Genomic DNA, 13,474 nt, shown 5'->3' with positions numbered 1-13,474 from the left:
CCTCTGCAAAATTATCAGACTCAGACAAAACCATCGGTCTGCACGAAGCGAATCGTCATTACTCGCGAGCGTGCGCTGTGCCACCGACGATAACGTGCCATCGCCCCGTATCATCAGTGAGTGCGTATCTCTCTGCCCTGGGGCCTTTCGTGGAAAGCCATTGGTCGAGCGATCATCTGTGTCTGCCTTGCATACATCATGATTCGTCCGGTCGGATTTAATTCGATCCTGATTCCCGTGATCGGCGTGCTCGCGATCACGTCGGGACTCTTGGCTTGGTCGGTACGGGGCCGGTTCTCAAAAACCGTGCTTCTCGTGCTGGCCTTGACTCTTATTACGGGCTTGTACGGCACGGTGATTGGCATCGGAAATCCGGGACTGTTCAACGGGATGCTTGTCTGGATCATTGCGCCAATCATTTATGGGCTTTTGGTGCTCGCGGGTGACGAGCGCCTCGTACAACTGATCCTTCGAGTATCCGTCTACGTGACGATTGTGGTCTCGGCCGGAATCATTCTCTATGTAGCGGGAGCCGTGGGATTCACGCCCCAGCTAATTCCACATTTTGTCCAGCAACAGGTCGGCGCTGGCTTCGACAGCGACGCGGGCGGCACCACAAATATCACTTTCTACGGACTCTCAACGTTGGTGGCTGCCGCACCTCTGTGGTTGACGGCGGCGATCCTTCCTCATTCACCCCTACTCCCTCACAAAGCATTGTCAGTGATAGCGGCCGTGTTCGCTGCCGGCGCGACACTTCTCGCAGGGCGGGCCGCAATCACGATCCTGCTGATATCAGTACCGCTCGTCACGTGGATTATCTGGCGAATCGTCACCAGGCGAGAAAGGCGTTCTTTGTGGAGAGCATGGGCCCCGTTGGTTGCCGCGGTTGCCGCGGTTGCCGCGGTTGTGCTCTTGGACCTAGCCGGGAACACGAGTATTCAGAGGTCAATTGATCGTGTCATCACCGTCTTCAGCGGCCAAGGCCAGTCGCTTGACGATCGAATTCGAAGCATCGAGGCAGTCAAACTTCTCGGAGCCTGGACCAATTCACCGATCTTCGGCCATGGTCTCGGGGCCACGATCCCGGGCTATTCACGAAACCATGAGCGCCCGTGGAACTTTGAGCTTCAGTATCATCTGATTCTCTTTCAGACGGGGCTCATCGGTGCACTCTTGATGGTTGCGGCGCTCGGTATAGCTGTTTACGGCCTCACTCGAGTTATCCGGCGGAGACCTGATCTGCTCCCGGTTCTTCTCGTGACAGCTTCAGGTGCAGCCGCGCTCCTCATTGCGAATTCTATTAATCCCTATCTTCAAGCCCCAGGGAACATGTGGCCCGTTTACCTTGCCCTCATGGCCATCAACGTCGGGCTCGTGCGCAAGTACGAACAAACTCATAGCGATGTCGAAGTCGTGGGCTCCCACGAACAGTCTGACTAGGCTTCAACCGCGTGCTCGGGCGGTCGGGCAGCCTTAGCGAGCGATCAAGAATTGCTTGCGAAACCAAACGCCCAGATCTGGCAGGTTCAGATATCGCGCGCCACTGAGTGGTTGGCGGAATGCGCTGGCCCCGACAATATCGTTAGCCTCTCGGCTCGGGAATGGCAGTCCCGCCGACGTCTACGCGAGTGGCCTTGTCATCCCCGAGTTGCTTGTTGATCTTGAGATCTGAGAACCCGTTGTTTGTCAGCGTCACGCGTGAAGTGACCGCGTTGGTCCTAATTCCCCCATACATGTCCTTGAATTTGCAATTCTGTACAAGCAACCCCGACGCTTTATTACCCTTCACGGGGGCGCAGTCGATAGCGAAGTAGGTCTTCTTCTCAGCAGTGCCATTCCCGTCGAATGAGCAGCCCTTCAGCGTGAGATCAGAGAAAGTCCAGGTTGTCGAGACCCCGGCTCGACCGTTTCCAGCTACCGAAACGTCAGAAAGACTGGTGTTCTCCGCCGAGAAAATCGCCACTCCGTCACGATCATTGCGCCGTATCTCTCCACCAAGGATCTTCAGATCGCGGGAGTTCACCAAAACAATGCCGCTCGAACCCTTGTTTTGGGAAAACTGGCAGCCGATGTACGTACCGGCGCTTTGTTTTGCTGTTGGGGTCTTGCGAAGGCTGATCAAAAGTCCAGACCCGAGGTTGCCCATAAAGGAGCAATTCCGGAAGACGATGTCTTCCATGACCGAGTCATCAGAATTAGGTTCTATGTCGGCTCCCGACTGAGGTGCGGTTCCAGCTGTGGTTCCGAAGTGGCAGTCGGTGACGCTGAGACCGGAGACGCCGGTCACAGACATGCCCTGACGATGGTTCTCGTCAAAGAGAGAATTGCTTACGTTCACGTTCACGCTCGCGCCGCTGATTTGATCCCCGATGTAGAGACCATCACCTTTAGCGTTGTATGAATGCATTCGGTCGAGGGTGATGTTTCGAGAGCCCGCCACAACAAGGTTGTGCCGCTGTTCGGTGGCAGTGACGTGTGTGTCCTTCTCACCGTCGAAATTAATGTAATCGATGGTGACGTCGTGAACCTTGGTGAGGGTGAGAATTCGCCCACCGGTTCCCGGAGTGGCGTTCAGAAGGGTTGATCCGCCACCGTTAAGTTTTGTGTTCGAGGGCACTGCGATCGTCTTGCCGATGCGTACCCTTAGCCCCCCGTCGATCACGACCGTCGCGCCGAGCTTTGCCGCAGTATTGAGCACCGACTGGAGTGCATGGGAGTCGTCAACGATCCCATTTCCGATAACTCCGTGTTGCGACGCGAGCATGACTGGCGCCGAGTCCGGTGTAGGTGTGGCAGAAGGGCGAGGTGTCGGTGTGACCGTTGCCTTGCTGCCGCGATTCTTTTCCGGTGCGCATGCGGAGAGCAGAGTCACGGCGATTCCGCCTATGCCGACCAACAACACACTTCGACGAGGAATTGGCGACCCGTTTTCGGAGGGGGTCACGGCGGCTAACGCGCGCGGCGTGGCTTGAATTCAGAACGGGGCACGTGTCGGATCCTACGACATTAGCCTTGGCCTTCGCGGGGCGATCCGCTCGGCAGCGATACGATAATCGCGCGATGGCAGACTCCGAAGCGCTACCTCAACCCGCCAACCGGCTCCGTTCCCTTGATGGCCTGAGGGGTGTGGCTGCCCTCATCGTGCTGGTGCACCACACGTTCCTTCTGGTGCCGGCATTTTCTGCGACATATCGAGGGGGAATGCCACCGGCTGTCGGATCTGGAGTCTGGTGGATCAGCTATACGCCACTGAAGTTGTTGACGGCAGGGGGCGAAGCCGTCATCGTCTTCTTCGTGCTCAGCGGGCTCGTCCTCACCCTTCCGGTGCTACGGCGAAGAAATTTCAACTGGATCGGCTACTACCCACAACGCGTGCTCAGGTTGGCGCTGCCAGTGCTGGGTTCTGTACTGCTCGCGGCCGTTCTCATCCTGCTCATTCCGCAAAGGCCGTTCCAGCCAGCGGTCACCTGGTTGACCTCGTACAGCACGCCGCAACCCCATCTCTCGCAGTTCGTTGCTGCGGCGAACATGTTCGCCCACGGTGCGGAGGCGTTTCATGTTAACAATCCCTTGTGGTCCCTGAGTTGGGAGTTGGCGTTCTCTCTGGCGCTGCCGGTATTTATTCTCCTCGCCATTGTCGCGAAGCGTTGGTGGATTCTCGCACTTGTCGCAGCCACGCTTCTTACTGCGTTCGGGCGTTGGCAAGGCTCGGAACCCTGGGATTTTCTTCCCTCGTTCTTCGTCGGTTCAGTGATGGCCGTGAAGTTCGCCGACCTCCGCCGGTTTGTCGCGGTGGTGAACGCGCGAAGGCTGCGCCATGTGGTTTGGCTGACGTTCACGATCATCGCCGCGCTGTTACTCATCGCCTCATGGCTAACGGGTCCGCTCTCGCGAGAATATGCACTCGTGACGCAGCTCCTCAATGCGCTCTGTCCAGTTGCGGCCGGCATGATTGTGCTCGCTGCAATTGGGTGGAGGGTCTTCGAGCGTGTGCTGACGATCCGACCTCTACAATTCGCTGGGAAGATATCGTTCAGTCTCTATCTAACGCACGTGCCCGTGCTGATCTTCACGAGTTATCTACTCAAAGGAAGCTCGCTCTTCGTTACGATGGCGGTGGGAGCTTGTTTGGCTCTCACGGTCGGGTCAGCGTATTACTGGCTGGTCGAGTCGCGTTGTCATCTTTTAGCCCGTCGGGTCGGTGCATTCGCCACAGAGCGCTGGAATTCATATCACGAGAAGCGAGAAGAACTAATGCTGTCTTGAGCCATCCCGAGGCGCTTGCGGGGAGCGCTCAGGGCGTCATCCTAAGATGAGCGCGTGCCGGGGCGAGCGCTCGCGGCAGTTGATCTTGTTCGGGAGTTCGCCCCTATGGCCTCAAAACGCGCTGAAGAGCGGCCGCGCGCGCATTCCAGGCGCGATAGCCGACACTCGACGCCAAAGAAGAAGCACACGCTGCGTCGATCGATTCTCTTCTCGCTGCTTGGCGTTCTCATCATTGTTGTCGTCGCCGGGGTGTGGATCGGCGCACGTGCCCTGATCGCGAAGTCCGCGCTCGAAGATGCGGTCGCGCAGGTGAAGACGGTTTCGGGCAGCCTGAGTTCCTTCGATACCAGCACTCTGGGCAAGACCTACGACGGGCTGCACAAGAACACGTCGAAGGCCGAAGACATGACCTCCGACTGGGTGTGGGGTGCCGCAGAGAAGATACCCGGCATCGGCCCCAACCTGTTGGCCTTTCGGCAGACTGCGGTGGTGGTGAACAACCTAGTTGAAGACGGGCTGCAGCCGGTGGCCAAGGCCGCGACGGGCGTGAGCATTGCCTCGCTGAAGCCCGTCAACGGAAAGATCGACCTGAAGCCGATCGAGAAGCTGAGCCCCGCCGTCGTGAAGGCTGCGGTCGCGGTAAGCCAGGCGAACAAAGCCGCCAAAGCGATCGACACAAGCTCGACCATCGGCATCCTTTCCAGCAAGGTGACGGAATTGCGTCAGCTGCTCGCCAAGGCTGACCCGCCGGTGCAGGAGGCAGCCAAGATTCTGCCGCTCGTGGCGCCGGCACTGGGCGCCGCTGGTCCGCGCCACTACCTGATGTTGTTTCAAGGCAACTCAGAGGTACGCGCGCTCGGGGGTAACCCCGCCGCCATGGCGGTGATTGAGATGAACGACGGGGTCATCACGATCACGAAGCAGTACAGCAGCTCGAATTTCTACAATGCGCGCCCGTACCCCGTGGAGCCGCTGAACCCGGCCGTCGAGCACATCTACAGCGACATCATCGGGCGCTGGATTCCGAACATCACCTCCACGCCCGACTACCCGACGGCAGTGAGCCTGATGCGTGCGTATTTCGCCGAAGAAGACAGCACCAAACTCGACGGGGTTATCTCTATGGACCCGGTAGCGCTGAGCTACCTGCTGAAGGTGACGGGGCCAGCGAAGATGGCGACCGGTGACACCCTCACGGCTGACAACGCAGTGTCGCTTTTGCTTAATGAGGCGTACTTCAAATACCCGGTCGGGGCCGACTCCAATGTGTTCTTCGCCGAGGCTGCGGTCTCCGCCTTTAAGGTGCTGACCTCGGGCAAGGGCGACCCGGCCGAGTTGCTCAAGGCCCTGGTTCGTTCGACGAACGAGGGGCGCCTGCTGTACTGGAGTCCCGATCCGGGTCAAGCGAGGGTGCTGAAAGATACGCGCCTGGCGGGTACCTTGCCGACCAGCAATGCCGATGCCACAGTGATCGGCGCCTACGTGAATGATGTGACCGGGTCGAAGATGGACTATTACATCAAGGGCAAGGCGTCGGCGACCTCGACCCAATGTTCGGCCCCGGACAAGCCGGCGTTCACCGAGACGGTCACCCTCTCGAATGTGATCGATCCGAAGATCATCCCCACGCTGCCGCTCTACATCACCGGGCCGTATTACACGCCGGGAACGGTGGCGACCGACGTCGTTGTCTATGGACCTTACGGCGGCACCATCACGGGCTGGAAGTCGACGGGCGGGGAGGCCACGTTCAAGACGAGCGGGGCAATCAACGGCCGGCCGGTGTATCGCATTCTGACCACGTTGAAGCCGGGGGAGAACATTACCCTCACCTACACGATGACCGCGCCCAAGGGTAAGTTCGGGCCGCTCGAGATGCGCACGACGCCGATGGTGTGGCCGACGCCGACGACGGTGAGTTCGCCGGGATGTGCGGTGGCGAAGAAGTAGGGGCTGCGGGTTTCGAGGTCTCGATACGCTCGTTCCTCGTTCCTCGCTACTCGACGGGCGGGGCGTCGGGAGTGGCGCGGGGCATCCGGAATACGACGAAGTGGTAGAAGACGAAGCGCACCAGCACCACGACGCCGATGCTGAAGAGGTTGATGATGTTCACCACGAAGGGGCCCGGCTCGCCGAGCAGCTCAGTGCCGCCCCACAGAATGAGGGCGCCGAGCACGGTGCACACCCCGTTCACGGCCAGGAACAGCAGCAACTCGAGCCAGCGGCGGTGGCGGTTGCGATCGCGAAAGGCCCACTCGCGGTTGCCGAAGTAGGCGTTCACGAGGGCCACCAGCGAGGCCACGACCTTGGCCACAACGACGTCCCAGCCGAAGACGAGGTAGCAGAGGTTGAAGACGCCGATCTCGATGAGCGTGCTGAGCCCCCCGACGACGAGGAATCTCGCACCCACTGTCAGCAGTTTTTTCACGTGCGGCCTTCTCAAGGGGTAACTGCATTACGATACAACGGAACCCTGCCCACCCGTGGCCAACCCTCAGGAGAGACTTTGCAGTTGCAGCACCTTGCCGTGGTGATGCCTGCCTACAACGAAGCCGAAGGGCTTCCCTCCTTTCTGCGCGAGATTCTTGAGTACGTCGCTCCGCTCGCGGATCGGGTCAGCATTGTGGTCGTGAACGACAAATCCACGGATGCCACGGCGGCGGTGCTCGCCGAGCTGCAGACATCAATGCCCCAGCTTCACGTCGTGAACAGCGCCGTGAATCGCAGCCACGGGCCCACAGCGCTCGCCGCCTATCGCGCCGGCCTTGAGCTGGCGCCGGATGCCATCGTGCACGTCGACGGCGACGGCCAATTTCTGGGGCGCGACTTTGTGCGCATGGTGCGTGCGCTCGAGGTGGCAGACGTGGTGCACGGGGTGCGCCAGCATCGTACGGACCCCTGGTTTCGCAAGGCGCTCACCGCCACCGTCGGGGCAGGGGTTGCCGTGGCACTCGGCCACCGAATACCCGATGTGAACACGCCGCTGCGCGCGTACCGGCCCTCGGCGCTCACCGAGCTGCTCACGGTGTGCCCGGCCGACGCGCTCGTGCCGCATGTGCACTTCTCGCTCGCCGAACGCCGGCTCGGGCTGCGGGTGCGCTACGTGGCGGTGGAGAGCATCGAACGGCGCGGTGGCAGCGCCACCGGAACCATGTGGGGCGAGACGCCGCGCACGCCGCGGCTGCCCCCCAAGAAGCTGCGCGACTTCTCGAAGCGTGCCGCCGCCGAGGTGTGGACATACAGCCTTCGCCCGGGGCATGCGCGGCACAACCGATCGACATGACGTTCGTGCGCCGCGCCCTGTTTCCCACCGCACTGGCGCTGATCGTGATAGCCCAGCTGGTGATAGTGGTGCCCGGGCTGTTCCACACGCGGCTGTGGGAAGACGAGGCGTACAACCTCACGGTGGCCCTCAACCTGCTCGCCGGGCACGGATATGCCAGTGACGGCATACTCTCGGGCGGGCACAAGCTGCTCTTCGACCCGCGCATCTCCACCGGGCCCACGGTGCTGCTGCCGGTGACCGCGATGCTTTCCACGGGAATCGACCTGGTGCTGGGTGGGCGCATCGTGATGCTGCTCTTCTACGCGGCGCTGCTCGTGGGGTTGTGGTTGCTCGGGCGGCGCGTTGCGGGTGGTCTGGCGGGAGCATCCGCGGGGCGCTGGGGCGGGCTGGTCGCCATGACGCTGCCGCTGGCGCTCAACCTCAAGCAGATGCCCTCGCCCGTGCAAGGTCCCACCGACATACTCGGAGAGCTGCCGGCGGCCATGTTCCTGGTGTTCGCGTTGTATCTGTGGCGGCGGCATCCGCTGTGGGCGGGGCTGATGGCCGGCCTGGCCGTGCAGACCAAGTTCATCGCACTGCTGGCGGTGCCGGCGCTGCTGGTTGCGGTGCTGCTCAGCGAGCCCCGGGTTGATGGTCGCTGGAACTGGGGTGCGCGCGTGCTGCGGGCGGTGTGGTTCGGAGTGGCGGTGGCCGTGCCCACGGTGCTCGTGGAGCTGTGGAAGCTGATCACTCTCGGTTGGGGCGGCTACCTCGCCGAGACGCACGAGTTCGTGCGCTTTGTGCGCACGGGCGGGCAGGCCGACGTGGTGACCTCGCCCGGTGCCAAGGTGGGGTACCTGGCCAATTCGTGGTTCGTGCCCGCGTGGGCCGTGCTGGCGCTCGTGGTGCTCGCCGTTGCCGTCGTGGTCGTGGTGTGGCGCGGGCGGGTTTCGAGACGCTCGTTCCTCACTCCTCAACCAGCGGAACCTCTTCGCTGGTTGAGGAGCGCGAGGAACGAGCGCGTCTCGAAACCCGCGGCGGCAGAAGCGGTGTTCACGCTTGGCATCGCGGTAATCACCCTCCTCGTGTGGATGGCGTGGTGGCTGGCCTCCGCGCACACTCCCGCGTGGATTCGCTACCCGGGCCCGGCGCTCATCGCCTTCGTGCCGGTGTTGGCAGCGGGGCTTGTGGCGGGCATCCGGATGCTGTGGCGCAGCCCCGCATCCGACCGTGCGCGCACAGGCGGCCGCGTTCTGGCCGGGGTGACAACGGGTCTGCTCGTGGTGCTCATCGGCGCGCAGGCGGTGCTGCACGGCTTCTGGGGGTGGACGCCGTTCTGGAACGAGACGCTGACGCAGCAGCGGGCAGCGGCATCCGCGGTTTCGGAGTTGGGCGAGCCCGCGCTGCAGAGCTACTGGGGGCCCGGGGTGAGCCTGGTGGTGCTGGCCGGGTCGCGCAGCGTGCTGAGGGATGCGCCGAGTGCCGCAGGGCTGCCGATGGTGTATTTCACCTACCAGCTCACCGCTGCCCAGCAGGCGGCGTTCGACCGCACAATAGACACCGCATGTTCACGTGTTCTCGTGCGCACCGGCCCATACGTGGTGTGCCAGCCGGTAGGTTGAAGTTCGGCACATCGAGAGGCTCTCATGAAGATTTCGGTCATCGGCTGCGGATACCTGGGCGCGGTGCATGCGGCTGCCATGGCAGAACTCGGGCACGACGTGGTGGGAATCGACGTTGACGCGGCCAAGATCGAGCAGCTCTCGCAGGGGCATCCGCCGTTCTATGAGCCCGGGTTGCCCGAGATTCTCGCCTCGGCAATAGGCAGCGGACGGCTGCGCTTCAGCACCGATATGGCGGATGCGCGCGGCTCGCGGGTGCACTTCGTCGCCGTCGGCACGCCCCAGCAGCAGGGCAGCAATGCGGCAGACGTGAGCTATGTGGATGCCGCGGTCACCGCGCTCGCGCCGCACCTGTCGGCGGGGGATCTTGTCGTAGGCAAGAGCACGGTTCCCGTGGGAACGGCGGGGCGGCTGGCCGCGCTGATCGACGCGAGCGGCAGCGGGGCGTCGCTGGCCTGGAACCCCGAGTTTCTGCGGGAGGGCTTCGCGGTGCAAGACACGGTGAAGCCCGATCGGCTCGTCTACGGCGTGCGTGCGCTTCCGCTGGCTGAGGAGGTTCCGCTGGTTGAGGAGGGGTCGACGAAGGAGGCCCCGTCTCGAAACCAGCTCGGCGCGGCCGGTTTCGAGACGGCGGCTTCGCGCGCCTCCTCAACCAGCGGCAACCACCCAGACGTCGACACGCTGAACGAGGTGTACGCGGCGGCCGTCGCATCCGGAACCCCGCTCGTGATCACCGACTACGCCACCGCCGAGCTGGTGAAGGTGTCGGCCAACGCGTTTCTCGCCACCAAGATCTCGTTCATCAATGCGATGGCCGAGATCGCCGAGGTGACCGGGGCGGATGTGACGCAGCTGGCGGATGCGATCGGCTTCGACACACGCATCGGCCGGCGGTTCCTGAACGCCGGCGTGGGCTTCGGGGGCGGATGCCTTCCCAAGGACATCCGCGCATTCACGGCGCGTGCAGAAGAGCTCGGCCGCGGACAGTCTGTCGCGTTTCTCAAAGAGGTGGATGCGATCAACCTGCGCCGCCGCCAGCGTGTCGTCGACCTCACCGTGGAGGCGCTCGGCGACACGGTGTGGGACAAGAAGGTGGCGGTGCTCGGGCTCGCGTTCAAGCCGCACTCCGACGACGTGCGAGACTCGCCGGCGCTCGATGTGGCGGTGCAGTTGCGCGGGCTGGGTGTGAACGTGGTGGCGACCGACCCGCAGGCCATTGCGAATGCGCGGGGGAGGCATCCGCAGCTGACGTATACCTCGTCGCTCGAGGCGGCGCTCGAGGGGGCGGATGCCGTGGTGCTGGTCACCGAGTGGCCCGAGTTCGCCGCGATAGACCCGGTGTGGGCAGCGTCGATCGTGCGTGGCCGCGTGGTGATAGACGGCCGCAACCGGCTCGACGCGGTGGCATGGCGCGCTGCCGGCTGGACGTATAAGGGGCTCGGGCGGCCGTAGTGCTCGCCCCGCTGGTTTCGAGACGAGGCCTCGTTCCTCGACCTCTCCTCAACCAGCTGAACCTCTCCGCTGGTTGAGGAGGCCGCCCGCGGCCGTCTCGAAACCCGCGCAGCTCCTCAACCAGCTGAACCTCTCCGCTGGTTTCGAGACGAGGCCTCGTTCCTCGACCTCTCCTCAACCAGTTGAACCTCTCCGCTGGTTGAGGAGGCCGCCCGCGGCCGTCTCGAAACCCGCGCAGACTCGCACCCTGTGGATAACTGCAGCGCCGAAGCCGTGGCATCCGACACACTGGCTGGCATGGCACACGTCTACATCTTGCATTGCGCTGACGGAAGCTACTACGTCGGAAGCACCCGTCAGCTCGAACGTCGTATCGCCGAGCACGCGTCCGGCGAGGGGGCGAAATACACGAGTAGCCGTCTTCCCATCGAGTTGGTCTTCGCGCAGGAGTATGAGCGTGTCGATGAGGCATACGCGCGCGAGAAACAGATTCAGGGTTGGTCGAGGCGAAAGCGTGAGGCGCTGATCCGCGGCGAGTACGAGGGGTTGCCCGGGATGAGCGCGCGCGGGGCCAAGCCCCGAGAAGAGGGCGGCTGACGGGGAGGCTGCGTGGCTGGTTTCGAGACGCTCGTTCCTCGCCCTCAACCGGCAGAACCTTTTCGCTGGTTGAGGAGGCCGCCCGCGGCCGTCTCGAAACCTGCGTGGCGCGGTTCTGGTTTCGAGACGAGGCCTCGTTCCTCGACCTCTCCTCAACCAGCGGAACCTTTTCGCTGGTTGAGGAGGCCGCCCGCGGCCGTCTCGAAACCTGCGTGGCGCGGCTCTGGTTTCGAGACGCTCGTTCCTCGCTCCTCAACCGGCAGAACCTCCTCAACCAGCGAAGCCCCCCGTATGCGGGGTGCAGAAGACCAGCAAAATAAAGTGAGAAATGCTTAGATTGGCTTCATGCCCACCCGACCCGGCGCAGACTCCGCCACGCCCGCCGACGAACCTGCCGCGCCATACGAGCCCAACGCCGGCCTCGTCCCGCGCGAGCCTGGCGGGAGCCAACCCCGCCACCCTCGACGCCGCAAACGCATCGTGCTCTTCAGCGTGCTCGGCGTTGTCGTGCTACTGGTCGCGGCCGTCGCCTGGGTCGGCATCCGCGCGCTGCTGGCCAAGGGCGAACTGGAGAAGGCCATCCCGCTGGCCACGAAGGTCGAACAGAACCTTGCCAGCGGCGATTCGGCTGCCGCGAAGCGGGCATCCGCGGCTCTCACGAAACATGCCGGCAAGGCGGCCGAACTCACGAGCGACCCCATCTGGCGCGTAGCCGAGATCGTGCCCTGGCTGGGCGGCAATCTCACCGCCGTGCGTCAGGCTGCCGCTGTGACGGATGCCGTCGCCGAGCACGCGGTCGCCCCGCTCACCGGCGTGGCCGGCAACTTCACCGTAGCCTCGCTCAAGCCGAAGAACGGCACCGTCGACCTCGGCCCGCTCGCCGAAGCCGCCCCCACCCTGCACGCCGCGCAGCTGGCCCTCGCCGACGCGAAGACGCAGGCACACGCCATCAAGACGGGCGGAACAATCGGCGCCGTCGCATCCGCCGTTTCGCAGCTGGTGAAGGGGGTCGACACGGCATCCGACGTGGTTGATGCCGCCGCCAACGCCACCCAACTGCTGCCGAGCATGCTCGGCGCCGACGGGCCGCGCAACTACCTGCTGCTCATTCAGAACCCGTCCGAACTGCGGTCCACCGGCGGCGTCTCGGGCGCCATGGCGGTGCTGCACACCGACAAGGGGCACATCGCGCTCGGCAAGCAGGCCTCCACCATGGACTTTCGCAAGTTCCCCAGCGAGGTGATGCCGCTGCCCACCGACACGGCCGCGCTCTACGGGCCGCGCGTGGCGCAGTTCATTCAGAACATCAACCTCACGCCGCGGTATTCGCTCTCCGGCGAGCTCGCCGCCACGATGTGGAAGAAGAAGTTCGGCATCACCATCGACGGCGTCTTCAAGATCGACCCCGTTGCGCTGAGCTACCTGCTCAAGGCCACCGGCCCGGTCAAGCTTGCCACCGGTGACACGCTGAGCTCCGACAACGCCGTGCCGCTGCTGCTCAGCGAGGTCTACCAGCGCTATCCGGATCCGCGCATGCAAGACGCCTTCTTCGCCTCGGTCGCCTCCACGGTCTTCCAGAAGATCACCGCAGGCCATGCGGATGCCTCCGCCCTGGTCGCGGCGCTGGCGAAGGCGGGCGGTGAGGGGCGCATTCTGCTGTGGAGCGGGCATCCGGCTGAGCAGAAGGTGCTGGCTGGCACCACGCTGGCGGGCGGGCTGCCGGTCTCCACGTCGAGCACCTCGCAGTACGGCGTGTACCTGAACGACAGCACTGGCTCCAAGATGGACTACTACCTGAAGGTGTCGGTGGGCGTCGCCTCGCGCGTCTGCCGCGCCGACGGCCACCCCAATACGAGGGTCAGCGTCACGCTCACGAACACCGCACCGACGGATGCCGGCACCGCGTTGCCGGCGTATGTCGCGGGCCCGGTTCCCGACACCGTGACGCCCGGGCACATTCGAAACAAGGTGGCGATCTATGCGCCGGCCGGCTCACTCGTACTGTCCACCACCAGCGGGGGAGCGGAATTCCCCGCTAATGCCGCCGTCGACGAGGGGCACACCGTTGGCCAGTTCGAGGTGGAACTTGCGCCCGGCGCGTCGAAGACCGTCACCATGAACCTTCTCGAGACGAAGTCGACGGCCACACGAGCGGATGCCGTGGTCACCCCGGCGCTGTCGACCTCCGTCAAACAGATGGTTGCCCCCAAGTGCTCCGGCAGCGTAAACTGAGGAATAATCACTAAGCGGTAACTGCTGCTCAGTCACT

10 protein-coding genes are annotated in these 13,474 nt (G+C 63.5%); 8 read left to right on the top strand and 2 right to left on the bottom strand.

The genetic code is table 11. The annotated features are described in order from the left end of the window. Window positions 1-120: 120 nt before the first annotated feature. On the top strand, window positions 121-1,443 hold the full coding sequence (locus tag ASC63_RS01165) for a hypothetical protein (RefSeq protein WP_157487535.1): 1,323 nt from the start codon (window positions 121-123) through the stop codon (window positions 1,441-1,443). Between the two features lie 142 nt (window positions 1,444-1,585). Here ASC63_RS01165 and ASC63_RS01160 read toward each other — a convergent pair whose 3' ends face one another. Next, window positions 1,586-2,875 (bottom strand): right-handed parallel beta-helix repeat-containing protein, encoded by a 1,290-nt coding sequence (locus ASC63_RS01160; protein WP_157487534.1) that lies wholly within the window; start codon window positions 2,873-2,875, stop codon window positions 1,586-1,588. Between the two features lie 188 nt (window positions 2,876-3,063). On the opposite strand from ASC63_RS01160, the gene ASC63_RS01155 reads away from it, so the two are divergent. Both ASC63_RS01155 and ASC63_RS01150 read left to right on the top strand, forming a co-directional pair. After that, entirely contained in the window at window positions 3,064-4,269 is a 1,206-nt protein-coding gene (locus ASC63_RS01155) for an acyltransferase family protein (protein ID WP_055808926.1), read from the top strand. Between the two features lie 105 nt (window positions 4,270-4,374). After that, entirely contained in the window at window positions 4,375-6,219 is a 1,845-nt protein-coding gene (locus ASC63_RS01150; RefSeq protein ID WP_055808924.1) for a DUF4012 domain-containing protein, read from the top strand. Between the two features lie 46 nt (window positions 6,220-6,265). On the opposite strand, the gene ASC63_RS01145 is transcribed toward ASC63_RS01150, so the two are convergent. Beyond that, window positions 6,266-6,697 carry a GtrA family protein gene (locus ASC63_RS01145; protein WP_055808922.1) on the bottom strand — a complete coding sequence of 144 codons (432 nt, stop codon included), beginning with the start codon at window positions 6,695-6,697 and terminating at the stop codon, window positions 6,266-6,268. 78 nt (window positions 6,698-6,775) lie between these two features. Between ASC63_RS01145 and ASC63_RS01140 the strand changes: the two genes are divergently transcribed. The 5 genes from ASC63_RS01140 to ASC63_RS01120 all read left to right on the top strand — a co-directional run bounded on the left by ASC63_RS01140 (window position 6,776) and on the right by ASC63_RS01120 (window position 13,437). Then, window positions 6,776-7,552 carry a glycosyltransferase family 2 protein gene (locus tag ASC63_RS01140; RefSeq protein ID WP_055808921.1) on the top strand — a complete coding sequence of 259 codons (777 nt, stop codon included), beginning with the start codon at window positions 6,776-6,778 and terminating at the stop codon, window positions 7,550-7,552. Continuing rightward, window positions 7,549-9,156, top strand: a complete 1,608-nt coding sequence (locus ASC63_RS01135; RefSeq protein WP_055808919.1) for a glycosyltransferase 87 family protein — start codon at window positions 7,549-7,551, stop codon at window positions 9,154-9,156. The genes ASC63_RS01140 and ASC63_RS01135 overlap by 4 nt, the downstream gene beginning before the upstream one ends. 24 nt (window positions 9,157-9,180) lie before the next feature. After that, on the top strand, window positions 9,181-10,608 hold the full coding sequence (locus ASC63_RS01130) for a UDP-glucose dehydrogenase family protein (RefSeq protein ID WP_055808916.1): 1,428 nt from the start codon (window positions 9,181-9,183) through the stop codon (window positions 10,606-10,608). Window positions 10,609-10,857: 249 nt separating this feature from the next. After that, a complete protein-coding gene (locus tag ASC63_RS01125) occupies window positions 10,858-11,205 on the top strand; it encodes a GIY-YIG nuclease family protein (protein ID WP_235491700.1) in 348 nt (115 codons plus the stop codon). A gap of 345 nt (window positions 11,206-11,550) precedes the next feature. After that, a complete protein-coding gene (locus tag ASC63_RS01120; protein WP_055808914.1) occupies window positions 11,551-13,437 on the top strand; it encodes a DUF4012 domain-containing protein in 1,887 nt (628 codons plus the stop codon). Window positions 13,438-13,474: the final 37 nt, after the last annotated feature.

This window comes from Leifsonia sp. Root112D2, assembly GCF_001424905.1.
In the GTDB taxonomy this organism is placed as follows: domain Bacteria; phylum Actinomycetota; class Actinomycetes; order Actinomycetales; family Microbacteriaceae; genus Root112D2.
The sequence above is the reverse complement of the archived record's forward strand: the minus strand, read 5'-3'. Positions and strand labels throughout refer to the sequence as shown.

Coding starts and splice junctions, on each gene's coding strand:
- ASC63_RS01155 (WP_055808926.1), top strand. CDS start 3,064: ATGGCAGACTCCGAAGCGCTACCTCAACCCGCCAACCGGCTCCGTTCC.
- ASC63_RS01150 (WP_055808924.1), top strand. CDS start 4,375: ATGGCCTCAAAACGCGCTGAAGAGCGGCCGCGCGCGCATTCCAGGCGC.
- ASC63_RS01135 (WP_055808919.1), top strand. CDS start 7,549: ATGACGTTCGTGCGCCGCGCCCTGTTTCCCACCGCACTGGCGCTGATC.
- ASC63_RS01130 (WP_055808916.1), top strand. CDS start 9,181: ATGAAGATTTCGGTCATCGGCTGCGGATACCTGGGCGCGGTGCATGCG.
- ASC63_RS01120 (WP_055808914.1), top strand. CDS start 11,551: ATGCCCACCCGACCCGGCGCAGACTCCGCCACGCCCGCCGACGAACCT.